Annotated in this window: 21 protein-coding genes and 1 other RNA gene; 12 read left to right on the top strand and 10 right to left on the bottom strand. The window is 67.7% G+C overall.

Features of this window, described 5'->3' with window-relative positions:
• Positions 1-19: 19 nt before the first annotated feature.
• The 7 genes from DK26_RS10890 to DK26_RS10860 form a co-directional block, all read right to left on the bottom strand.
• Positions 20-1,447, bottom strand: a complete 1,428-nt coding sequence (locus DK26_RS10890; protein WP_066471716.1) for a UDP-N-acetylmuramoylalanyl-D-glutamyl-2,6-diaminopimelate--D-alanyl-D-alanine ligase — start codon at positions 1,445-1,447, stop codon at positions 20-22.
• 2 nt (positions 1,448-1,449) lie between these two features.
• On the bottom strand, positions 1,450-2,913 hold the full coding sequence (locus DK26_RS10885; RefSeq protein ID WP_066471714.1) for a UDP-N-acetylmuramoyl-L-alanyl-D-glutamate--2,6-diaminopimelate ligase: 1,464 nt from the start codon (positions 2,911-2,913) through the stop codon (positions 1,450-1,452).
• Positions 2,914-2,925: 12 nt separating this feature from the next.
• Positions 2,926-4,704: a penicillin-binding protein 2 gene (locus DK26_RS10880; RefSeq protein ID WP_066471712.1), complete on the bottom strand. Its 1,779-nt coding sequence runs from the start codon at positions 4,702-4,704 to the stop codon at positions 2,926-2,928.
• Complete coding sequence (locus DK26_RS10875; protein WP_066471710.1) at positions 4,701-5,090, bottom strand: hypothetical protein; 390 nt, start codon at positions 5,088-5,090, stop codon at positions 4,701-4,703. Before DK26_RS10875 ends, DK26_RS10880 begins: the two co-directional genes overlap by 4 nt.
• A gap of 2 nt (positions 5,091-5,092) precedes the next feature.
• Entirely contained in the window at positions 5,093-6,094 is a 1,002-nt protein-coding gene (gene rsmH, locus DK26_RS28965) for a 16S rRNA (cytosine(1402)-N(4))-methyltransferase RsmH (protein ID WP_282568029.1), read from the bottom strand.
• Positions 6,095-6,111: 17 nt separating this feature from the next.
• Positions 6,112-6,570, bottom strand: a complete 459-nt coding sequence (locus DK26_RS28960; protein WP_066471704.1) for a cell division protein MraZ — start codon at positions 6,568-6,570, stop codon at positions 6,112-6,114.
• A gap of 373 nt (positions 6,571-6,943) precedes the next feature.
• Positions 6,944-7,408: a MarR family transcriptional regulator gene (locus DK26_RS10860; protein WP_066472616.1), complete on the bottom strand. Its 465-nt coding sequence runs from the start codon at positions 7,406-7,408 to the stop codon at positions 6,944-6,946.
• A 220-nt stretch (positions 7,409-7,628) separates the two neighbouring features.
• On the opposite strand from DK26_RS10860, the gene DK26_RS10855 reads away from it, so the two are divergent.
• A complete protein-coding gene (locus DK26_RS10855; protein ID WP_066471702.1) occupies positions 7,629-8,054 on the top strand; it encodes an organic hydroperoxide resistance protein in 426 nt (141 codons plus the stop codon).
• A gap of 124 nt (positions 8,055-8,178) precedes the next feature.
• Positions 8,179-9,132, top strand: a complete 954-nt coding sequence (locus DK26_RS10850) for an MBL fold metallo-hydrolase (protein ID WP_066471699.1) — start codon at positions 8,179-8,181, stop codon at positions 9,130-9,132.
• Between the two features lie 60 nt (positions 9,133-9,192).
• Here DK26_RS10850 and rnpB read toward each other — a convergent pair.
• Positions 9,193-9,585, bottom strand: an RNA gene (gene rnpB, locus DK26_RS10845) — RNase P RNA component class A.
• Positions 9,586-9,629: 44 nt separating this feature from the next.
• Entirely contained in the window at positions 9,630-10,283 is a 654-nt protein-coding gene (locus DK26_RS10840; RefSeq protein ID WP_083533175.1) for a lytic transglycosylase domain-containing protein, read from the bottom strand.
• Between the two features lie 311 nt (positions 10,284-10,594).
• Between DK26_RS10840 and DK26_RS10835 the strand changes: the two genes are divergently transcribed.
• The 7 genes from DK26_RS10835 to DK26_RS10805 all read left to right on the top strand — a co-directional run bounded on the left by DK26_RS10835 (position 10,595) and on the right by DK26_RS10805 (position 17,475).
• Positions 10,595-10,885 (top strand): glycine zipper domain-containing protein, encoded by a 291-nt coding sequence (locus DK26_RS10835; RefSeq protein ID WP_066472615.1) that lies wholly within the window; start codon positions 10,595-10,597, stop codon positions 10,883-10,885.
• 224 nt (positions 10,886-11,109) lie between these two features.
• Positions 11,110-11,856, top strand: coding sequence for a DnaJ family molecular chaperone (locus DK26_RS10830; RefSeq protein WP_066471693.1), 747 nt, complete (start codon positions 11,110-11,112; stop codon positions 11,854-11,856).
• On the top strand, positions 11,853-12,641 hold the full coding sequence (locus DK26_RS10825; RefSeq protein ID WP_066471690.1) for an N-acetylmuramoyl-L-alanine amidase: 789 nt from the start codon (positions 11,853-11,855) through the stop codon (positions 12,639-12,641). Before DK26_RS10830 ends, DK26_RS10825 begins: the two co-directional genes overlap by 4 nt.
• A gap of 107 nt (positions 12,642-12,748) precedes the next feature.
• Entirely contained in the window at positions 12,749-14,398 is a 1,650-nt protein-coding gene (locus DK26_RS10820) for an efflux RND transporter periplasmic adaptor subunit (RefSeq protein ID WP_066471687.1), read from the top strand.
• Positions 14,399-14,408: 10 nt separating this feature from the next.
• Positions 14,409-15,155, top strand: coding sequence for an ABC transporter ATP-binding protein (locus DK26_RS10815; RefSeq protein ID WP_066471686.1), 747 nt, complete (start codon positions 14,409-14,411; stop codon positions 15,153-15,155).
• On the top strand, positions 15,152-16,384 hold the full coding sequence (locus DK26_RS10810; protein ID WP_066471681.1) for an ABC transporter permease: 1,233 nt from the start codon (positions 15,152-15,154) through the stop codon (positions 16,382-16,384). The genes DK26_RS10815 and DK26_RS10810 overlap by 4 nt, the downstream gene beginning before the upstream one ends.
• Before the next feature lie 110 nt (positions 16,385-16,494).
• Complete coding sequence (locus DK26_RS10805) at positions 16,495-17,475, top strand: diguanylate cyclase (RefSeq protein WP_066471678.1); 981 nt, start codon at positions 16,495-16,497, stop codon at positions 17,473-17,475.
• 70 nt (positions 17,476-17,545) lie between these two features.
• On the opposite strand, the gene DK26_RS10800 is transcribed toward DK26_RS10805, so the two are convergent.
• The gene (locus DK26_RS10800) at positions 17,546-18,301 is read right to left on the bottom strand and encodes a helix-turn-helix transcriptional regulator (protein ID WP_248309929.1); all 756 of its coding nucleotides are present in this window, start codon (positions 18,299-18,301) and stop codon (positions 17,546-17,548) included.
• A 123-nt stretch (positions 18,302-18,424) separates the two neighbouring features.
• Here DK26_RS10800 and DK26_RS10795 point away from each other — a divergent pair, with 123 nt between their 5' ends.
• From DK26_RS10795 to DK26_RS10785, 3 genes are all read left to right on the top strand, one after another.
• On the top strand, positions 18,425-20,005 hold the full coding sequence (locus DK26_RS10795) for an MFS transporter (protein ID WP_066471675.1): 1,581 nt from the start codon (positions 18,425-18,427) through the stop codon (positions 20,003-20,005).
• A gap of 177 nt (positions 20,006-20,182) precedes the next feature.
• Positions 20,183-20,653 (top strand): VOC family protein, encoded by a 471-nt coding sequence (locus DK26_RS10790; protein WP_066471669.1) that lies wholly within the window; start codon positions 20,183-20,185, stop codon positions 20,651-20,653.
• Positions 20,654-20,978: 325 nt separating this feature from the next.
• The gene (locus DK26_RS10785; protein ID WP_066471666.1) at positions 20,979-22,685 is read left to right on the top strand and encodes a Na/Pi symporter; all 1,707 of its coding nucleotides are present in this window, start codon (positions 20,979-20,981) and stop codon (positions 22,683-22,685) included.
• Positions 22,686-22,744: the final 59 nt, after the last annotated feature.

Raw genomic sequence — 22,744 nt, 5'->3', positions numbered from 1 at the left:
TGCAACCTGTTCCTTGTCCTCAGTCGTCGGCCGTGACGACCGGGAAGCGAGCGGTCATCGCCTTCACGATCGAGCCCATGCGCGATCCGAGCGAGCCTTTGACCGTGACGACGTCGCCGGCACGCAGCGCGTCGAGCACCAGCGGTTCGAGTCCGCTCGCCTGCGCGGCATAAGCACCACGCTGGCGTGAAGGCAAGGCATCGTAGAGAGAACGCATCAGGGGTCCGCATGCGAAGACGAGATCGACCCCGTTGCCGGTGACAGCCTCGGCGAGCCCCTTGTGCAGCGCTGGGCCGCTTTCGCCGAGTTCCAGCATGTCGCCGAGCACCGCGATCCGCCGGCCGCGGCCATGGGCCTCGATCCGCCCGAGATTCTCGATCGCAGCCCGCATCGAGGCCGGGTTGCCGTTATAGCTCTCGTCGATCAGCGTGAACGGACCCGACGGCGCGTGCAGCATCTGGCGTGCCCCGCGCCCGGCCGGCGGCTTCAGCTCGCCAAGCGCCAGCGCCGCCAGAGCGAGATCGGCACCGATCGCCTCGACAGCCGCCAGCACCGCCAGCGAATTCAGGACGATGTGCTTGCCCGGACTGCCGAGCTTGTAAGTGACGGGGCGGCCGAGCACATTGGCCTCGACCGTCGAGATGTCGGGCTTGAGCGAGCAACCGAGCAGGCGGACATCCGCCGTTTCGCTCTCGCCGAAGCTGATGATGCGCCCGGCCGGACTCGCCTCGGCGAGCTCGCGCAGCAGGCCCGTCTGGACGATGTCGGCATTGATGATCGCCGTGCCGCCTGCCTTCAGCCCGCTGAAGATCGCCGCCTTCTCGCGGGCGATGCCCTCGATCGACTCAAAAGCGGCGAGGTGCACCGGCTGCACCGTGGTGATGATCGCGACCTCGGGCTGAACCATCCTGGCGAGCGGCAGGATCTCGCCGGGACTGTTCATGCCGATCTCGTAGACGCCGTAGCGCACATCCGCCGGCGTCCGCGTCAGCGTCAGCGGCACGCCCCAATGATTATTGTAGGAGGCGACCGGCGCATGCGTCTTGCCCTGGCGCGAGAGCACGAGGCGCAGCGCCTCCTTGGTGCCGGTCTTGCCGACCGAGCCGGTGACCGCAACGACGCCCGCATGAAGTTCTGCGCGTCTCGCGACGCCGGCGCGCTCCATGGCGCGGAGCACGTCCGGCACCACCGCCAGGGGCGCCTCCGCTGGAAAGGCACCGGCATGCGCCTCGTCGACGACGGCGAGCGCCGCACCCTTCTCGAGCGCGGCGGCGACGAAATCATGCCCGTCGCGCGTGTCGCCCTGGATGGCGAAGAAGGCATCGCCCGGCTCGAGGGTACGGGTGTCGATCGAGGCCCCCGTCACCGCGGCCGGCTGCGGGCCTTGCGCCCGCGCCTCCATCGCCTCGATCAGGCGGGCTCCGGTCCAGAGCGGCGCAGCCGTCATGCTCATCTTCTCCCGCTGATCTCGGCAACCGCCTGCCGCACCGTCTCATGGTCGGAGAACGGCAAGGTCCGGTCGCCGATGATCTGGCCGGTTTCATGGCCCTTGCCGGCGACGACCAGGAGGTCGCCCGGCTGCAATTCGGCGACGCCGGCGGCGATCGCCCTCGCCCGGTCGCCGATCTCGCGCAGGCCGGGCGCGGCAGCGAGGATTTCGGCACGGATCGCGACCGGGTCTTCGCTGCGCGGATTGTCGTCGGTGACGATGGCGATGTCGGCGCCCTCGGCCGCGATCTTTCCCATCAGGGGGCGCTTGCCGCGGTCGCGATCACCGCCGCAGCCGAACACGCAGATCAGCCTGCCGCTGGCATAGGGGCGCAGGGTCCTGAGCACCGCCGCGAGCGCGTCGGGCTTGTGGGCATAGTCGACGACGACGAGCCCGCCATTGTGCTCGGCCACGCGCTCCAGCCGGCCGGGCACGCCCTTGAGGCCGGACAGTGCCGCGACCGCCGCCTCCGGTTCCTCACCCGCCGCAATGGCGAGCCCTGCCGCGACCAGCGCATTGCCGGCCATGAAATCGCCGACCAGCGGCAGCATCACCTCGACCTCGCGGCCGTCGACGGCGACGCGCAGGCGCTGCGAGAAGCCCTCGCGCTCGACCGAAAGCAGTTTGAGCCGGTCACCGCCCCGGCCGATCCCGATCACCGCATGGCCGCCAGACTGCGCCGCCTCCGCCGCCTCGGCGGCATAGGGCTCGTCGCGGTTGATCACGACCGGCGCCCCGGGAGGCAGCAATTCCCAGAGCCTGAGCTTTGCAGCGAGGTAGTCCTCGACGCTCGGGTGATAGTCGAGATGGTCGCGGCCGAGATTGAGGAAAGCGCCGGCGGTCAGCCGCACACCATCGAGCCGGCGCTGGTCGAGCCCGTGCGAGGACGCTTCCATCGCAACATGGCTGACGCCCTGCCCGGCCAGCCGGTCGAGCGAGGCATGCAGCGAGAGCGGGTCGGGCGTGGTCAGCGAGCCGTAATCGGCACCAGCCGCGGTGACGATGCCGATCGTGCCGAGGCTCGCAGCCTCCCGGCCGAGCGCCATGAAGATCTGCCGGGTGAATTCCGCCACCGAGGATTTGCCGCTGGTGCCGGTCACAGCGACGATGGTCGCCGGCTGACGCGGGTGCACCTTGGCGGCGGCGAGCGCCAACGCCCGGCGCGGATCGGCGAACTCGGCGAAGGCGATGCCGGGCGCAAGGCCCGCTGGCCGCGGTTGGCCCGAAACGATCGCGGTCGCGCCGCGCGCTGCCGCATCGGCGATGAACTGCGCGCCGTCGGCCCTGGCACCGGCGAGCGCGACGAAAGCCTCGCCCGCCGCGACCTTGCGGCTGTCGAAGGCGACCCCCGCGACGCGCCGCTCGGGATCGTCCGGAAACGCCCCGGGAAAGAGCTGGCCGAGGCTGAAACCGGTATCTTCCATCTTTTCGTCCGCCTAGCGTGTGCCCCAGGCGCCGAGCCTCGCCATCAAGGGGAAGGGCGCGACCGGCGGCTCGAAGCGCGGCGGCAGGCCGAGAATCGGCGCCGCCCGCTCGATGACCTTGCCGGTGGTGATGCCGGCATTCCAGGCGGCCGTCGAATAGCCGCCGCTCTCGGCATAGCCTTTAGGCTCGTCATAGATCGAAAGGAACAGATATCGCGGCTTGTCGGCCGGCACGATCGCCATGAAGGTCGTGAAATTCTTGTTCTTGGCGTAGCGGCCGTTGATGACCTTCTCCGCCGTGCCAGTCTTGCCGCCGACGAAATAGCCGGCGACATCGGCCTTGCGTGCCGAGCCGCGCTCGCCGTTGAGGCGCATGATGTAGCGCATCGCCTCCGAGGTTTCGGGCTTGATCACGCGGGTGCTGACGGCCTCCGCATCCTCGGCCGAGCGCTTGATGAAGGTCGGCGTCATCAACTTGCCGCCATTGACCAGCGCCGCGACCGCCGCCAGCGCCTGGATCGGCGCCACCGCGAGACCATGGCCGAAGGCGATCGTCGCGGTGTTCAGTTCGCCCCAGCGCTGCGGCACGATCGGCGAAGCGCTTTCCGGCAGCTCGGTCTGCAAGCGGTCGAGCTGGACCATCTTGCGCAGGAAGGCCTTGTGGCCCTCGACCCCGACCGAGAGCGCCATCTTGACGGTGCCCATGTTGGAGGAGTGCACGAACACTTCCGGCACCGTCAGCGTGCGGCCGGTGCCGCCCCGGTACTCGCGGATGACCTGCCGGCCGAAGCGCATCATGCCGCCCGCGGTCGAATAGCTCGAATTGATGTTGGCCTTACCGGTATCGAGCGCCATCGCGACGGTCAGCGCCTTGAAGGTCGAGCCCATCTCGTAGACGCCGACATTGATCCGGTTGATCCGGTCCTTCTCGAGCGCGTCAACCGGGTTGCTCGGGTCGAAATCCGGCAGCGAGACGGTGGCGATGATCTCGCCGGTGTTCACGTCCATCACCGCCCCGGCCGCCGCGAGCGCCCGGTACTTCTCCATCCCCTTCAAGAGCTCGTCGCGCAGGAGGTGCTGGACGCGCAGGTCGACCGACAACGTCACCGGCTTCAGGTCGGAAGCTTGCACCGCGAGCCCCGCGCCGTTCAGGTCCTGCAGCCCCTGCGAGTCGATGTATTTCTCGATGCCGGCAATGCCGACATTGTCGACATTGGCGAAGCCGAGCACATGCGCGGCCGCCGGGCCGTTCGGATAGACGCGCTTGTTCTCGGGCACGAAGCCGACGCCGGGGATGCCGAGCCGGTGCACCTCCGCCTGCTGGCGCGGCGTGATCTCGCGCTTGACCCAGACGAAGCCCTTCTTGGTGCCGAGCTTGTCGCGCAGCTCCTTGGCGTTGAGGTCCGGCAGCACCGCGGTGAGCAGTTCCGTCGCCTCGTCCTTGTCGAGGATCTTGCGCGGCTCGGCGAAGACCGAGACGGTCCGGATGTCGGTCGCCATCACCGTGCCGTTGCGATCGACGATGTCGGGCCGCGCCGCCGAGATCGCGTTCGAGGTCGCTCGGCGCAGGCCGACCTGATCGTTCGGGAAGGCAGCGAGCGCCACCAGCCGGCCGGTGATCGCCAGGAAGAGCGCGCTGAAGCCGAGGATGACGAGGCCGACGCGCGGCCCGCTCTTCTCCCCGCTCATCCGGAAGACGTCGCGCAGCAGGCCGGCGCGCAGGCTCGCCCGGCGCGGCTTTTCGACCACCGGTGCTGCGACCACGGCTGGGGCGACGGGCTCGGTCGTCATGGGCGGCCTCCCGGCGTGGTGGAGCTGTTGCTCTTGACGTTGCGCGGCGTCTCGGTCGGCAGGCCGAGGCCGAGATCCTCGAGCTTGCGGCCGATCGAATCGACCTTGGGCCCGCGATTGGGGATGTCGGACAGGCGCACGACCTGGTTGATCACCAGCGGCTGCAGATCGAGATGCCGGTCGGCCAGCGCCTGCAGCCGGTCAGGCCGGTTGAGGAATTGCCATTCGGCCTTCAGCACGGCGATCGCGTCGCGCTCGCGCTGGGCCTTGGCCTTCAGCTTCTGCAGCTGTTCGGCCTCCAGCGTCGTCTCGTACTTGATCGAATAGGCGTAGAGCGCCGAGGAGACCAGCGCGCCGATGGCGATGACGTGCAGCAGCTTGATCACGCTCAGCTTCTCCGGCGGGTTTGCGGGGCGGGCACGACCGCGAGCGCGACCAACTCGGCGTCGGGCGCGCGGGTCGCGGCCTCGGTGCGCTCGGCCGCGCGCAGCTTCGCTGAACGGGCCCGCGGATTGGCGCGCATCTCTGCCTCGGACGGCGCCAGCGCTCCCTTGATCACGGGACGGAAGGTCGCCGTCGGCACCGCCGCACTCGGCGCATGGCGCGAGGCGGCGGGAGCCTTCCCGGAGCGCTGCGCAAAGAACTGCTTGACGATGCGATCCTCGAGCGAGTGAAAGGTCACGACGGCGAGCCGCCCACCGGGCGCCAGCGCGGCCTCCGCGGCATGCAGCGCCCGGACGAGCTCGCCGAGTTCGTCGTTGATCGCGATCCGGAGCGCCTGGAAGGTACGGGTCGCCGGATGCGGGCCGTTGGGATCGGCACGGACGATGCCGGCGACGAGATCGGCCAATTGCTTGGTCGTGGTCAACGGCGCCTTGCGGCGTGCCTCGACGATGGCGCGGGCGATGGCGCGCGAGCGCCGTTCCTCGCCATAGTGATAGATGATGTTGGCGAGCACGCCTTCGTCGGCTTCGTTGACGAGCTCGGCGGCGCTTTGGCCATCGGCCTCCATGCGCATGTCGAGCGGCCCGTCGAAGCGGAACGAGAAACCGCGCTGGGCCTGATCGAGCTGCATCGACGAGACGCCGATGTCGAGCACCACGCCGTCGAGCGGCGTCATGCCGAAACGCTCGGCTTCTTCAGCGAGAGCGCCGAAACGCGCCTGCGCCAAGGTCAGCCGCCCGGCCATGGCGGCGACGAGATCGGCTCCACCGGCAATGGCATTGGGATCGCGGTCGAGCGCCAGAAGCTCCGCCTGCGGCTCGCGCGTCAGCAGGGCGCGGGAATAGCCACCGGCCCCGAAGGTGCCGTCGAGATAACGACCGCTCGGCTTCAGCGCGAGCGCATCAAGCGCCTCCTCCATCAGGACGGGTACGTGCGGCACGGCCACCTCCCCTTCCGCCGGCTTCACGAGGCCACCGTCGCGCCGAGCGCGCGCCTGACGTCCCGCAGCTTCGCCCGCGCCTGGTCGAGATGGGCCTTGAAGCGCTCCGGCTCCCAGATCTGGAATTTGTGCCCCTGCCCGACGAAGGCGACGGCGTCGCCGATGCCGGCATGGGCCTTCAGCGCCTCGCTCAGCACGATGCGCCCCTCCGGGTCGACCTTCAACACTTCCGAGGTTCCGTTCAGCGCCGTGGATAGCGAATCCCACTCCTCCGAGAAGGGCGAGAAGCGCGAGAGAATATCGTCGATCGTCGCGCGCAGCGCATGGCCGCCGCAGTCGAGACTGGCCTGGTCGAGCGCCGGATGGACGTAGAGCCCCTCGTAGCCGTCTTTCGCCAGCACGGCGCGAAAGGTCGCAGGGATCGAGACCCTGCCCTTGGCGTCCAGCTTGTTGGTGAAATGGGAGACGAAGCGGTCCGTCAACGCCGCCTCCCGGCCAAGTTTCCACGGTGCGGAGCAGGCCGGTCAGAGCCGACCGCTGATACTCCCGTCGAACCCGACAAAGCGAAGCCCTTGGCCTGAATCCGCGCGGCACACGGACCCTGACCTGTCGCTTGCCTGTCGGTTTCGACGGGATGATTTGGGATACCATGGGATATTATGGGCGTCAACGGATTCAGGGGGCCAGACGCGACCCTGCGCCGGCCTAGAAACATCACAGCCCGTTAAGGTTAACTATCCGTAAAAACGTCGATTTCCAGCGCGCGAGCGCAAGCGCCGCGGCATGTCCTGGCCGCTTCACACTGCCTGCCCGCGAAGAAAAATTTTTGAGGCGATCGGCCCCGCTGGGCCGGACCTAATCTTCCGCAGCCGCGCGGCGCAGCAAGGCCTCTCGCAGGGCCCGGACCTCTTCCAGCAAGCGGGCCGGCGGGACGCCACTTTCCTCGACTGCGCAGGGCACCGGATTGACCGAGCGCCCCGCCTTCTCGTGCAGGACACGGCCCGCCTCGGTCAGGTCGACCAGCACCTGCCGCTCATCTTCCCGGCCGCGCTTGCGCAGGATCAGGCCATTCCCTTCGAGGCGCTTGAGCAATGGCGTCAGCGTGCCGGAATCGAGCATCAGCCGCTCGCCGATCGCCTTCACGCTCTGGCCGTCCTGCTCCCAGAGCACGAGCATGACCACATATTGCGGATAGGTCAGCCCGAGCTCGGCGAGGAACGGCCGATAGGCCCGGTTGAAGGCATGGGCGGCCGAATAAACCGCAAAGCAGATCTGCTCGTCGAGCCCGCGCACCGATTGCGCCTTCGCATCCTTCGTCATGGCCTTGCCGTCAGTTGCGCGCATCATGGCTCCTCGACCAGGAAAGCGATCCGACCGGGAACAACCCGCCGACGAAACAGTCTCCCTGTCATGGGCAAGATACTCCGTCATCGCGTCGCGCGCTGCCTGTTCACGGGAATTTGAATTGCGAACAATTAGATTGCACACAATCTAATTCACATCGACCACGGCGGACGACCGCCCAGCAAGGAGAGCAGCGATGAAGATCCTCTACACCGCCCATGGTTCCGCGACGGGCGGCCGCGAAGGCCAGGCCGCGACCGACACCGGCAACGTCAAGCTCGTGCTCAACACGCCCAAGGAACTCGGCGGCGGCGGTGGTGACGGCACCAACCCCGAGCAGCTGTTCGCCATGGGCTATTCGGCCTGCTTTCTCGGCGCGCTGAAATTCGCCGCCGGCAAGGAAGGCGTGAAGATCCCGGATGATGCGCGTGTCAGCGCCGATGTCGGCATCGGTCCGCGCGACGACGGCAAGGGTTTCGGCATCGCCGTCAAGCTGACGATCGCGGCGCCCGGCATCGAGAAGGCCAAGCTCGAGGACCTCGTCCAGAAGGCTCACATCGTCTGCCCGTATTCGGACGCGACCCGGGGCAACATCCAGGTCGACCTGACGGTTGCGGCCTGACGCAACGCCACCCATCTGCTCCTCACGGCCGGCCTTGACCCGGCCGTGAGACGATTAGGTCCCACGTCGCGAGGCGCGGGCATCGTTTCCGGAAGCCCTTCGCCCCTAGCCTCTGGAAAACACCATGATCGACCGCCGCCATCTCCTCGCCGGCATCGCCGCAACCGCACTGGCGCCCGCCCTTCCCGCTCTCGCCGGGGCTCCGCAAGCCTCGACACAGGTGGCGGGCATTTATCGCCGCAAGCTCGGCGACATCGAGATAACCGTAATCCTCGACGGCTACATTCCGCTCGACGCCAAGGCCTTTATCAGCAGCGACCCAGACGCCGTCCGCCGCGCGCTGGCCAATGCCGGCCAGGACGAGAAGCTGCCGACCTCGGTCAACGCCTTCGTCGTCAACACCAAGGACAGGACCTATCTGCTCGACACCGGCACCGGCGCCAACACCGCCTTCGGCCCGACCATGGGCCGGCTCGACGCCAATCTGCGCGCCGCAGGCATCGAGCCGGCGCAGATCGACGCGGTGATCCTGACGCACGCCCATCCCGACCATGCCGAAGGCCTGATCACCGCGGAGAAGACCGCGCGCTTCCCGAATGCCGAAGTGATCATCAACGAGACCGAGCATGCCTTCTGGCACGATGACGGCATTCTCAATCAGGCTCCCGACGCAATGAAACAGTTCTTCGCCTCGGCCCGCAACACGCTCGCCCCCTATGCCGCCCGCACCCGCAAGGTGAAGCCGGGCGAGATCGCCCCCGGCCTCAGCCTTGAGCACGCGCCGGGCCACACGCCGGGCCATAGCCTGCTGCGCATCGCCTCCGGAAACGAGCAGGCACTGCTGGTCGGCGACTGCGTCCACAATGCGGTGATCCAGACGGCCCGGCCTGAGGTCGCCTTCGTGTTCGATGCCGACGGCGCACAGGCTGCAGCCTCGCGCCGGCGCGTGCTCGACATGGCGGCAGCGGACCAGCTGCTGATCAGTGGAGCGCACATGCCCTTCCCCGGCTTCGGCAAGGTGCTGAAGGATGGCGCGGCCTTCCGCTTCGTCCCCGCAGAATGGAGCTACACGCTCTGACGGCCCCTTGACGACGAAAGGGCCGGGATCGCTCCCGGCCCTTTTCGCTGCGAAGTTTTGGGCGCCAGCCGGCCTGTAAGCCGGGTTCTGGATGGCCGGAGGATTTCTCCCGCGGCGTGACGGCCATTCCTCTGGGACGCGCATTGCTGCGCGCCTCGAGCAACCAACCCGGACGACCAGGCCAGGAAACAGGCCCCTCCCCGCTTGCACGGAGAGCATCGTCCCTATTTGGTTTTGCTCCCGGTGGGGCTTGCCATGCCGTTCCCGTTGCCGGGTACGCGGTGCGCTCTTACCGCACCTTTTCACCCTTACCCCGGGCCGAGGCCTGGGGCGGTTCGATCTCTGTGGCGCTTTCCCTGGGGTCGCCCCCGCCGGACGTTATCCGGCACCGTGTTTCCGTGGAGCCCGGACTTTCCTCCCCCGCGAAGCGGGAGCGGCCGTCCGACCGACTGGCGGATCGCCTGTGCGCTCTTGCGCCTCCGGCGTCAAGCGCCGGCTCAGTTGCTGGCGGTGATGGTGCGCACCTTGGAGCAATAGGTGCGGTTCGCGCCGCTCATGCGCTTGGCCATGTGGCCGCTCTGGTACATCATCACGGTGCGGCAGGTGTCGCCGCCGGCGAGCCTATAGGCCTGCGCCAGGTACTTCATGCCGTAACGGGCATTGGTCTCGGCATCGAGCAGCCCGGCCGCGCCACCGCTATAGCCGACGCCGCGCGCCGTCTGGTGGCGGATCTGCATCAGGCCGTAATTGCCGGCATTAGCCGCACGGGGGTTGTAGCGGCTCTCGATGCGGACCACCGCATCGGCGAGCGAGAACGGCACGCCGTTGGCGGCTGCATGGCGGGCGACTAGAGAGCGAAGATTGTCGCTGCCGGCCGGCGCCGCGAGCGGCTGGCGGCGCTGTCTCTCGCCTTTGCCAGGCCTGCCGGTGAGCTTCTGCGCCGCCGAAGAGCCGGATTCCGCAGCCCCTTCCGGTGCGAGACGCGCCTGCTGCTGACCGGTATCGCCTCCCTCCTTCGCCCGCCTGATCTCGGCCTCGCGCACGATGAAAGCGCGGGCATCGGTCTCGGCATTGATCTCGGCAGCAGCCGGTTGCAGTAGGCCTAGGCAAATCGCGAAGGCGGCGCAGCCGCTACCATAGATCCGGTTCATATTGGGGAGCCCCATGTGGCGTTGATCGGATTGAACAGCGGGGCAAATGAAAGATGAATGTGACGACAATCCGGCAGATTCGCTCGCAGATCTATATTATACTGTATCGAAATGATTATTACTGTCTAAATCATTCAAAAGTAATCATCATGTATTGGAGTGCGGAACGATTCGCCCCTGGCGGCGTTGACGCAGTCAAGGCAAGGCGCCAAATCATTGCCGCATTGCGACCGCAATTGCCGGCCGCAATGGGCCAGTCGAGACCGGAAAACGCCTTGCTGCGCTGGATCGACCTGAGACGGGGGAATGAGATGAAGAAATTGCTGGCAGTCGCGGCCGTCGGCCTCGCCCTGGGCGCCGCGGCCTGCACGCCGCATGAGCAGCGCGTCGGTGGAGGCGCCGCGATCGGCGCAGCGACCGGCGCCGTGATCGGCGGTCTCGCCACCGGCCGCGCGGGCGGCGCCGTCGCCGGCGGCCTGATCGGCGCAGCGGGCGGCGCCATCATCGGATCGGCGACATCGCCCTATTATGATGACGGCTATTACGACGGCTGCCCCTATGGCTATTACCGCGACCGCTACGGCCGGCTCTACTGCCGCTGAGCGCGTGTCCTTCGAGCAGGCCTGAACGCCTCTCATCCGATGGATCGCCATGCGTCCTGCCGGACGTCGACTGGCGATCCATCGCCTTGTTGCTGCCGCTTTGTCGCAGCGCCGGCCTTCGTCGATAAAGTGGATATCGCTTTTCGGCACGATGCTTTAGATCGAGCTTCATGCGGAAGACCGGTTCCCACCGTTTCGCGTCCTGCACCGGGACGGGTTGAACGATGAAATCATTCCACTGGGGCGCATTGGGGGGCGGAGGCCTCGGCTTTGCGCTCGGCGGGCCGCTCGGAGCACTCGTTGGCGCGCTTGCCGGCCATGTCCTGGTCGACCGCGAGGGGGCGCCCTTCGGTCCGGCGCCACGGCAACTCATCTTCACCACGGGCCTCGTCGCACTCGCCGCCAAGATGGCGCGCGCCGACGGCGTCGTGACGCGCGACGAGGTCGCAGCCTTCCGCCGCATCGTCACGGTACCGGCCGACGAGCAGGGTCATATCGAGCGCCTGTTCGACCTCGCCAAGCAGACCAGCGCCGGCTTCGAGGCCTATGCCAGCCAGATCGCCGAGAGCTTTCGCGAGGAGCCGGCCCTGCTCGAGGACGTGCTCGACGGGCTTTTCCTGATCGCTGCCGCCGACGGCGCGATCCATGAGCGCGAGCACGACTATCTGCACGACGTCGCGATGATCTTCGGCATCGACGAGGCCGGCTTCGCCCGCATCGAGGCGCGCCATGTCCGCCGTCGCGACGATCCCTATCTCGTCCTCGGCGCCAACCGCGAGATGAGCGACGCCGAAATCCGCAAGCTGCATCGCGCCTTGGTGGTCGAGAACCATCCCGATCGCGAGATCGCCCGCGGTTTGCCCGAAGAGGCCATCTGCATCGCGACGCGCCGGCTGGCCGCGATCAATGCCGCCTGGGATGCAATCCAGAAGGAGCGCGGCCTCGCTGGCCGCCTGGCGGCACCGGCATGAGCGTCACGACCAAGCCCGACAGCCGCTTCGCCGCCAAGGTCTTCCCCTCGCCCAATCATGGCGAGCGCAAGTTCCGTGACGGGTCTACCGATCGCCGCCCGGACACGCTGATCCTGCACTACACCGGCATGCCCGACACCGGCGAGGCACTGCAATGGCTGTGCAACCCGATCGCCCAGGTTTCCTGCCACTACTTCGTCTTCGAGAACGGCCACATTCTCCAGCTCGTCCCCGAGGAGCGCCGCGCCTGGCATGCCGGCGCCTCGCACTGGGCCGGCGAGACCGATCTCAACTCCGCCTCGATCGGCATCGAGATCGCCAATCCCGGCCATCCCGGCGGCCTCCCCGACTTCCCGGAGGAACAGCTCGCCGCGACGCTGAACCTCTGCCGCGATATCTGCGAACGCTGGCAAATCGCGCCCGAGCGCGTGCTCGCCCACTCCGACATCGCGCCCGGCCGCAAGATCGATCCCGGCGAGAAGTTTCCCTGGCGTCGCTTCGCCGAAGGCGGCGTCGGCACATGGGTCGAGCCGGCGCCGATCAAGGGCGGCCGTTTCTTCGCCCGCGGCGATGCCGGCCCGCCGGTCGAGGCCCTGCAGGCGATGTTCGCCATGCTCGGCTACGGCGTCTCGGTGGACGGGGTCTATGACGAGCGCTTCGAGGCCGTCGTCGCCGCCTTCCAGCGTCACTGGCGGCCTGAAAAGATTGATGGCGTCGCCGATGGCTCGACGATCACGACCCTGCGCGACCTGCTTGCCCTGACCCAGGAAGCCCGCACGGCGTAGAGCCGCGGCTTTCGCCAACATTGCAGCGAGTTAACTCGTCTGCGCCGCCCGTTTCTGGCATGCTGCTGCTATGGCAGAGCGATTGCACTGCCGGAGGAGGATGAACCTTGCGTGTCTGGGTAATCGGGGCCGGAGTCGGAGCGGCAGCGCTCGCCGCCGGCTACTTCGCGCTGCGGCCGACAGGAGGTGCCGCCAGCGACGCCGCCTACCGTACTGCCGCGATCGACCGCGGCCAGATCACCGCCTCCGTCCGCGCCACCGGCACCCTGACCCCGGTCACCACCGTGGTCGTCGGCTCGATGCTGTCCGGCCAGGTCGTAGAGATCCTTGCCGACTATAATTCGCAGGTGAAGGCCGGCCAGATCGTCGCCCGCCTGAACAGCGACCAGATCAAGACCCGCCGCGACGCCGCGGCCGCCGACCTCTCCCAGGCCAAGGCCGATCTCGTCGTCAAGCGTGCCCAGCTTGAGCGCGCCAAGGTCGCGCGCACCAAGGCCGACTCCACCGTCAAGGACCTGGAAGCCCAGCGCGACCGCACCAAGGCGCAGCTCACCGATGCCAAGCGCACCTTCGACCGTCAGAACGAGCTGTTCACGCGCGGCGCCGGCGCCCAGCAAGGCCTCGACAGCGCCCGCACCCAGGTCGAGATCCAGACCGCGACGCTCGCCTCGAACGAAGCCCAGATCGCCTCGCTCAAGGCCGAGATTGCTGGGCTCGACGCCGATATCTCGCTCGCAGAGGGGCAGGTCCAGTCCGGCGAGGCGCTGATCTCCCAGCGCGAGGCCAAGCTGAAGGACATCCTGATCGATCTCGAGCGCACCGATATCCGCTCGCCCGTCGACGGCGTCGTCGTGCAGCGCCAGGTCAATCTCGGCCAGACCGTCGCCGCCTCGCTATCGGCGCCGGAGCTGTTCCAGATCGCCCAGGATCTGCGCGTCATCGACATCTACGCCAATATTGACGAGGCCGATGTCGGACGCCTCAAGACCGGCCAGACCGTATCGTTCAGCGTCAACGCCTATCCGAACCGCAGCTTCCAGGGACGCGTCGAGATGGTGCGCCTGGGGGCCCAGACCATCCAGAACGTGGTCACCTATACCGGTGTCGTGCGGGTCGAGAACCGTGACCTCGCGCTGCTGCCGGGCATGACCGCCAATGTTCAGATCGTGACCGACGACCGGCAGGACGTGCTGCGCGTTCCGAATGCCGCCCTGCGCTTCCGCCCGCTCGGCGGTCCGACCGCCCTCCCCGCCGAGGCGCCGGCCGCTCGCAGCGGCGGGAACCGCGCCGCGGGTGCCCTTCGCGAGCGTATCGAGGAGGAGGTGCAGCCGACGCCGGAGCAGAAGCAGGCGATCGCCGCGATCTTCGCCGAGCGGCGTGGCGAAGGCCGGCGCCCGACAGCCGGACTCTCCGAGGAAGAGCGCCGCGCCGCCTTCCGCGCCGCGCGCGAGGAGATGCGCAGCAAGATCGCCGCCGTGCTCGATCCCGAGCGCCGCGCCAAATTCGAGGCGCTGATGCAGGAGGGGCGCCCGACGGCGCAGGACTTCGCGCCCGGCCGCGTCTATGTGCTCGACGGCAATGGCCAGCCGAAGCCGGTCGCGGTGCGGCTCGGCCCGAGCGACGGCGCCTTCACGCAGATCGTGCCCGCAGCCGAGATCGCGGAGAATACGCAGGTCGTGGTCGGCGGCGGTCCGCGTGGTGCCGAGCCGACGCCGGCGAGCCGCGGCCCCGCCCCGCGCGGTCCGCGGCTGTTCTGAGGCGCCGGCGATGGCCCTGATCGAGGCACGCGCGCTCTCCCGGGTCTACGACCTCGATTCCGGCCGCGTCACCGCGCTCGACCGGGTCAACCTCGACATCGAGGCCGGCGAGCTCGTCGCGGTGATGGGCCCCTCCGGCTCCGGCAAGTCGACCTTCATGAACCTGATCGGCTGCCTCGATCGGCCGACCGGAGGCCAGTACCGGCTCGACGGCGTCGAGGTCGAGACGCTCTCCGGCGACGGGCTCGCCGAACTGCGCAACCGCAAGCTCGGCTTCGTCTTCCAGCAGTTCAACCTGCTGCCGCGCGTCGATGCCTGTGCCAATGTCGAATTGCCGATGGTCTATGCCGGCGTCGACCGCAAGGCGCGGCGCGAGCGTGCGCTCGCCGCGCTCGGCCGGGTCGGCCTCGCGGAGCGTGCCCATCACCGGCCGATGCAGCTTTCCGGCGGCCAGCAGCAGCGCGTCGCCATCGCCCGCGCCCTCGTCAACCAGCCGCGCCTGCTGCTCGCCGACGAACCGACCGGCGCGCTCGACAGCCGCACCGCGCTGGAAATCCTCGGCCTGTTCCAGGATCTCAACCGCGAGGGCGTCACCGTCGTGCTGGTGACGCATGATGCCGAGGTCGCCCGTCACGCCCGCCGCGTCGTGCGCTTCCGCGATGGCCATGTCATCGCCGACGCCCGCCAGGAACCGGCCGATGCCCGCGCCGCGCTGGCCGAACTCGACCGCGCGCCCTCCACGGAGGCCGCCGCATGAGCCTGATCGAAGCGATCCGCTCCGCCCTCTCCGCCATCGGCGCCAATGCGCTGCGCTCGGCCCTGACCATGCTCGGCATCATCATCGGCGTCGCCGCCGTGATCGCCATGGTCGCGATCGGCTCGGGCGCGCGGGAGCGCGTCGACAGCCAGATCAAGTCGCTCGGCGCCAATCTCGCCATCATCCAGTCGGGCAACGTCACCCAGGGCGGCGTGCGGCTCGGCGCCGGCGCCTCCTCTACCCTGACCGACGAGGATGCCCGCGCCGTCGTCAACGAGGTCGAGGACGTCGTCGCGGCCGCCCCGGTGATCACCACCCGTGCCCAGGCGGTCTATGCCGGCACCAACTGGTCGACCATGATCACCGCGACCGATCTCGATTTCTTCACCGCCCGCGAATGGGGCCTCGCCGAGGGCCGGCTGTTCGAGCCGGAGGAAATCCGCCGCGGCGAGATCGTCGCCATCATCGGCCAGACCGTGGCGCGCAACCTCTTCGGCGACTCCGACCCACTCGACCAGATGTTCCGCATCCGCAACGTGCCGTTCAAGGTCATCGGCGTGATGGCGGGCAAGGGTCAGTCGGCCCTCGGGCAGGATCAGGACGACGTCATCTTCGTGCCGCTCGACACCGGCCGCCGCCGCATCGTCGGTCGTAATTATGCCCGCGACCGCTCGGTACAGACCATCATGGTCAAGTTCGCCAGCGAACAGGCGATCAACCCTGGCATCGAGCAGACCCGCGCTTTGCTGCGCCAGCGCCATCGCCTTACCGAGGACCAGGACGACGACTTCATCGTCCGCAACCTGACCGAGATCGCCAACACCGCGACCGCTGCCGCCAGTACCCTCTCCTGGCTGCTCGCCGCCGTCGCCGGCGTCTCGCTGCTGGTCGGCGGCATCGGTATCATGAACATCATGCTCGTCTCGGTGACCGAGCGCACCCGCGAGATCGGCCTGCGCCTGGCCGTCGGCGCCCGCCAGCGCGACGTGCTCTCGCAATTCCTGATCGAGGCGACGACGCTGGCGACCATCGGCGGCGCCGTCGGCATCGCGCTCGGCATCGGCGCGGCGACGGCGATCGCCCGCTTCGCCGGCTGGCCCTTCGTGATCTCGATCCAGACCATCCTGATCGCGGTCGGCGTCTCCGGATTGATCGGCGTCTTCTTCGGCTTCTACCCGGCAAGGCAGGCGGCGCGGCTCGACCCGATCGAGGCGCTCAGGCGGGAATAGTACGCTCCGCGACGTGCAAGTCAGACAAGCGTTAACCATTCAGGCCTAGGCTCGCTGCACAGCGCGAAGGGGAACGACGCCCTGCCGCGGCAATGCATGCGAGAAAGTCGTTGACCCGCAATCTGCTCACCGATGAAAAGGCCAGGCGCCTTTACGATCAGGCAGCACTGCTGGCAGGCCTCGGCGCCTGGGAATGTGACCTCAAGACGACGCAGCTCTGCTGGACGGACGGCGTCTACGATCTCTTCGGCCTGCCGCGCGGCTCCACGCTGCATCGTCCCTCGACCGTCGACCTCTATCACAACGACTCCCGCGCCGAGATGGAGCGCCTGCGCGGCCGGCTAATCACCTCGGGCCAGAGTTTCGTTATGGACGCCCGCATCCGCAACGCCGCCGGTGCCGAGCGCTGGATGCGCCTTTCCGCCTCGGTCACGCACGAGCATGGTCGGCCCGTGCGCATCCACGGCGCTAAGCAGGACATCACCCGCGAGAAGGATATGTGGCAGGGCCTGCGCCGGCTCGCCTACAGCGACCCGCTGACCGGCCTCGCCAACCGCCGTGCCTTCGAGATGCAGCTCTCGGATCTCCGCCGCAGCCTCGGCGACGGCTGCGCGCTCGGTGTCCTCGCCATCGTCGATCTCGACAATCTGAAGCCGATCAACGACCGCTTCGGCCATGCCGCCGGCGACGAATGCCTGCGGCAGCTCGCGATGCGGCTGGAGACTTCCCTAAGCGACGCTGCGATCGTCGCCCGGATCGGCGGCGATGAATTCGCCCTGCTGCTCTGCTCGGCCGGTGGCCGCCCCTATCTGCTCCACCGCCTAGAGCAGGCGCAGAAGGCGCTGGCGCGCCCGGTCGCCTGGCGCGAGAACATGATCGAGATCAGCGCCTCGGTCGGCGCGACCATGCTGCGCCCCGGCCTGCTGCACGATCCGGAGCGCCGCTTCGCCGAGGCCGATGCCGCCCTCTACATCGCCAAGACCGCGGGCAGGAACCGCCTGCGCCTGTACGGCGATCCGGTGTGGAATGCGGAGCCGGCGACAGGCACGGCCAGCGCCGCGACGTTGCGCATGGTCCAGGGATCGAGCTGAACGGCAGATATCCGCTCTGGACTGCTTTCTCGTTACGGCGCCGGCCAGGGGATCCTTCGCCGTCCCGGTGCTACTGCCGAAAATAGACGATCATCTTCAGGTGCCTGTATTCGTCGACGGTCAGCACCTCGTGCGCGAAGCCGAGCTGGGTGCCGCCCGGGTCCCGGATCGCAGCGATGCCGCGGGCGTAGCTTGCCGTGCTCGGCTCCCGGAGCCATCGGCGGAAATCCGGCGATAGCGTCTTCAACTCCTCGACGAGCGCGAGCATCGCCGGATCGTCGGGAACGGTCGCGAGATCGTAACGGAACTGCGCCAGCAACTTCGGCGCTTCATCGCGCCAATCGGGAAGGCGCCGGCGCAGTGCGGGATCGGCGAAGATGAGGCGCATGATGTTCCGCTCGCGCCGTTCGCGGTCCGCGAAGCCGAACAGCGCGTTGGCGCTCGCGTTCCAGGCCACGACGTCCCAGCGCAAATTGGCGACGTAGGCGGGCCGCGCAGCAAGCTCGTCCAGCAAGCTCTGGATGAGGGGGCTGATGGAGGGCCATTGCTGCGCTTCGGCCGGCGGCGGTCGCCTGTGTGCCAGCAGGAAAAGGTGGCCGCACTCGGCATCGTCCAGCTTCAGCGCCTTCGCCACCTTGAGCAGGAAGCTCTCCGAAACCTGAATGTCGCGGCCCTGCTCGAACCATGTGTACCAGGTGAGACCTACACCCGCGATCGCAGCTACCTCCTCTCTCCGCAGCCCGGGCGTGCGGCGATGACCGGTCGAGGGCAAACCGGCATCGACCGGCGTCAGCTTTTTCCTGTGACGCATCAGGAAGTTGGACAAGTCGGATCGCGTTCGGGCAAGGCTGCGGTCAGACAAAGGCTGTTGCCTCTAGTAACAGGATAATTTCCAATATTGTAACAGGATGTCACTGCTTCGAAAGTCCCTCCACGACAAGGAGGCAGCATGACTTCTCGGGACGGACACGATCTTCCACTTTCCGGAAACGCGGTTGAAACCGCCCTGTCCCCGGCCGCGACGGCAGGGGCTCGCGAATGGCTCGGTCTCGCCTTGCTGGCCTTACCGACGATTCTGCTCGGGCTGGACCTGACGCTTCTTCATCTGGCGCTTCCGGCGCTTGCCGCCGATCTGCAGCCGACGAGCACGCAGGCGCTCTGGATCATGGACGCCTACGGCTTCATGATCGCAGGCTTCCTGATCACCATGGGCACGCTCGGCGATCGTATCGGGCGCCGCAAGCTCCTGATGATGGGCGCAGCCGCCTTCGCACTGGCCTCGGTCCTGGCCGCCTTCTCCGTGAGCGCCCTGATGCTGGTCGCGGCCCGCGCGCTGCTCGGAGTGGCCGGCGCGACCCTGATGCCTTCGACGCTGGCGCTCATCACCAACATGTTTGCCGACCCACGGCAGCGCGCCCTCGGCTTTGGAATATGGGCGACCATGTTCGCGTTCGGCATGGCGCTCGGGCCGGTTGTCGGCGGCGTGCTGCTGGAGCATTTCTGGTGGGGCTCGGCCTTCCTCATCGCCATCCCCGTGGTCGGCTTGCTGCTTCTGCTGGCACCCGTCCTGCTGCCCGAGTACCGCGCGCCGTATGCCGGCCGGCTCGACCTTGCAAGCGTCGGCCTCTCCCTCGCCGCCATGTTGCCGATTGTCTATGGCATCAAGCAGGTCGCCAAGGCTGGGCCTGATCTTTATTCGATCGGCCCGATCGTGATCGGGCTCGTCTTCGCCGCCCTGTTCGTGCGCCGCCAACGGCGTCTCGCCGATCCGCTGCTCGATGTTTCCCTGTTTGCCGACAGAGCTTTCAGTGTCGCGTTAATCGTGCTGCTCTTCGGCCTCGTCGCGGTGGGCGGCACGATGCTGCTGGTGACGCAGTATCTGCAGCTCGTCGCCGGCTTCTCCCCGCTCGTCGCCGGCCTGTGGATGGGGCCGCCGGCGCTCGCCATGGTAGCCGCGGGCGTGGCGGCGCCGCTGTTGGCCAGGCATGTCCGCCCCGGCTTTGTGGTGGCTGGCGCACTGGGATTGTCGGTTGTCGGCTATCTCCTGCTGGCCCAGCTGGGCAACGGTGCCTCCGGCGCAGCAACCGTCGTCGCAGGCTTCTCATTGGCCTATCTGGGGCTCGGCACGATCGCGGCGCTGGGCACGGACCTCGTGGTCGGGTCCGCCCCAGCCGAAAAGGCCGGTTCTGCATCGGCGATGTCCGAAACGGTGCAGGATCTCGGCGTATCGCTCGGCATTGCCGTGCTCGGCAGCCTCGCAACCGCGATCTATCGCCGGACCGTGCTCGACCACATGCCCGAAAGTCTCGGCGAGGAGGCGCGCCAGGCGGTCGGCGACAGCCTGTGGGCAGCCTCGTCGGTTGCCTCGGAGCTGCCCGCCGGCCTTATCGAAGCAGCGCAGGCGGCCTTCATGACCGGGTTCGGCAGCGCGGCGCTGCTCAGCGCGCTCGGCGTTTCCTTGCTCACCATCCTCGCTGCCGTTTCGCTGCGGCACATCGGCGTGATCGACGCTGGCGAGCCCCGCCAGTGAGCCGGATCTCGTCAACGATGCGTGGACCACACCCGTCATCCAGCGCGATCAGGCAGACAGCCGCTCCGGCAAACCTATAGCCGAAAAATCCGCCGCGCTGTCGGAACCAATGCGCCTCGCTCGTCCTTGGATCGGCAGGCCATCGTCGGGCCTGATGACGCAGAAAGGAGAGGCGCGATGAAAGTGGTCCAGAATCTCTGGTTCGATAAGGACATGGAGGACGCGATCAGCCTCTACACCTCGCTTATCCCGAACTCTCGGCGCAAATGGGCCAGCACCCTGCCGGCGGAATCGCCGAGCGGACCGGCCGAAAGCGTCAAGATCGCCACCTTCACCATCGGCGACCAGCGCTACCAGGCCTTCGAGGCCGGGCGCTCCGACACCTTCAACCACACCTTCTCGATCGTCGTGGAATGCGAGACGCAGGCCGAGATCGACCGTCTCTGGGCCTCGCTCGGCGAAGGCGGGATGGTAGAGCAGTGCGGCTGGCTCAGGGATCGCTGGGGACTGTGCTGGCAGATCGTTCCGAAGCGGCTGGGCGAGCTGGTGCGCGACCCCGATCGCGCCAAGGCCAGGCGCGTCGCCGAGGCGATGCTGAAGATGGTCAAGCTCGACATCGCCGGGCTGGAAGCCGCGGCGAAGGGCTGAAGCCTTCGATCAAGCGAGCCATTATTCCGGCCGCAGCCGCTTCGCGGCTCGTCCGGAATGACGACGCGATTGGACGATGCCGGCCGCCGCTCGCGCGACAGCCAGCGCCTTCAGGCTGTCTCGAACCGCCGCGACCGCGCGGATCGCTGGCGCTGTGACGCTTGGTCACCGGGCTGTCGTACGACCTGCCTAGGACTCCGCCGGCTTGGTGGGGAAACCGGTACGGAGAAGCGCGCGCGTCCAGTACGGGCCTGCGTGCCAACGCTCGCCGTGACGAGCCGACCCGCCGCAGACGCGACCGCGCCCCCTTGTCGGAGTCGAGAGCATGCAAGTCGATATTTTCACGCAGGTGATCGTGCCTGTGATCGGTGGCCTGGGCATCTTCATGCTCGGCCTCGAATTCATGAGCAACGGCATCCAGAACCTCGCCGTCAACAAGATGCGGGCGCTGCTCGCCAGGATCGCCGGCACCCCGGCGAAGGGCGTCATGGCCGGCACCTTCATCACCGGCGTCATCCAGTCGTCTACCGCGATGACCGTGATGGTCGTCGGCCTCGTCAATGCCGGCGTGATCGGCTTGCGACCCGCGATCTCGGTCATCATGGGCGCCAATATCGGCACGACGCTCGGCAACGGCCTGATCGCACTGCCGCTAGGCCCGCTCGGGCTGCTGCTCGCCGGCATCTTCGCGCTGCTCCACATCTTCGCCAAGACCGATAAGGTGAAGAACATCGCGCTCGCCTGCATGGGCTTCGCGCTGATCTTCTACGGCCTCAACCTGATGACCGGCGGCCTGCGCCCCCTTCGGAACATGCCGGAGGTGATGAGCGTCATCTCCGCGCTCAGGGCCGACAGCTATCTCAACCTGATCTACTGTGTGCTGATCGCCGCCGGCATCACCGCGATGATCCACTCCTCCTCGGCGACCATCGGCATCGTCATGGGCCTCGGCGCTGCCGGCATCCTCGACTGGAAAACCGCCGTCGCCTTCTCGCTCGGCGCCGATCTTGGGACCACCATCACCTCCTGGATGGCGTCGCTCAACCTGTCCAAGAACGCCAAGCGCGCAGCCTATGCCCATATCTCCTTCAACCTGATCGGCGTCGCCGTCACGATCCCGCTCTTCTTTGTGTCGATGGACATTCTCGCCTGGGCGATGCAGTGGTTCGGGGGTGATCCGGGCGTGCCGGTGATCAAGGACGGCAAGGAAACTTTCCCGCTCGTACCCGTCGCGGTCGGCCTCTACTCGACCTTCTTCAACATCTTCAACACTGCCCTGCTCTTCCCCTTCGTCGGCGTGTTCGAACGCGTCCTGTCGCGCGTCGGCGCGTCGTCGGTCGACGATATCGAGGATTATTCGACCCCGCGCTTCCTCGCGAAGGCGACCGACCACGGCCAGGCCGTCGCCAACATCCAGAAGGAAACGGGACGCTATCTCCAGGCGGCGCAGCTTTTCCTCGACATCGCGCGCAACAAGCCAGATGCGCCGCAAAAGAGCGAGGAGCACTACGCGGCGATCGACATCCTCAACCGCGACATCCGCGCCTACACCTCCGGCATGTTCACGCCGGAGATGCCCTATGCCCGCGCCGACCTCGTCGCGAGCCTGATCGAGGAAGAGGACTTCACCGCGAGCCTGGGCGAGACCCTCTACCAGATCGCCCGCCGCATCGAACGCCAGCCCTTCGGCGCGCCGGGCCGGGCGATCGTCGACAGCATCGTCGACCAGGTCGCCGAGGCGATGCGCGCCATCGTGCCGGCCGGGCAGGATGCTGCGCTCGTCTCCGCGGAGGCGGAGCCGCGCATCGCCGCGCTGCCCGCCGACCGCGAGCGTTGCCTGCGCCTCGGCACCGAATTGCCCTGGGTGGAGCGCGGCGCAATCCTCGCGCTGCTCGGCTCGGCAGAACGCGCCTACTTCCTGATCGAGCGCATCGACGCGGAGCGTCGTTCGGTCTCGCGCGTCGTGCCGGTCTCGGAAACCAGCACGCAAACCCGCGAGGCCGGCGCTTTCGGTGCCGCCATGCCTGCCTGAGCAGGCCGACATCTCTGGGTTGTGGACAGGCCGCCTACGGGCGGCCTGTTTGCTTTCTC

This window comes from Allobosea sp. WAO (genome assembly GCF_001509835.1).
Taxonomy (GTDB): Bacteria; Pseudomonadota; Alphaproteobacteria; order Rhizobiales; family Beijerinckiaceae; genus Allobosea.
Note: the sequence above shows the minus strand (reverse complement) of the source record. Positions and strands in the feature narration are given on the sequence as shown.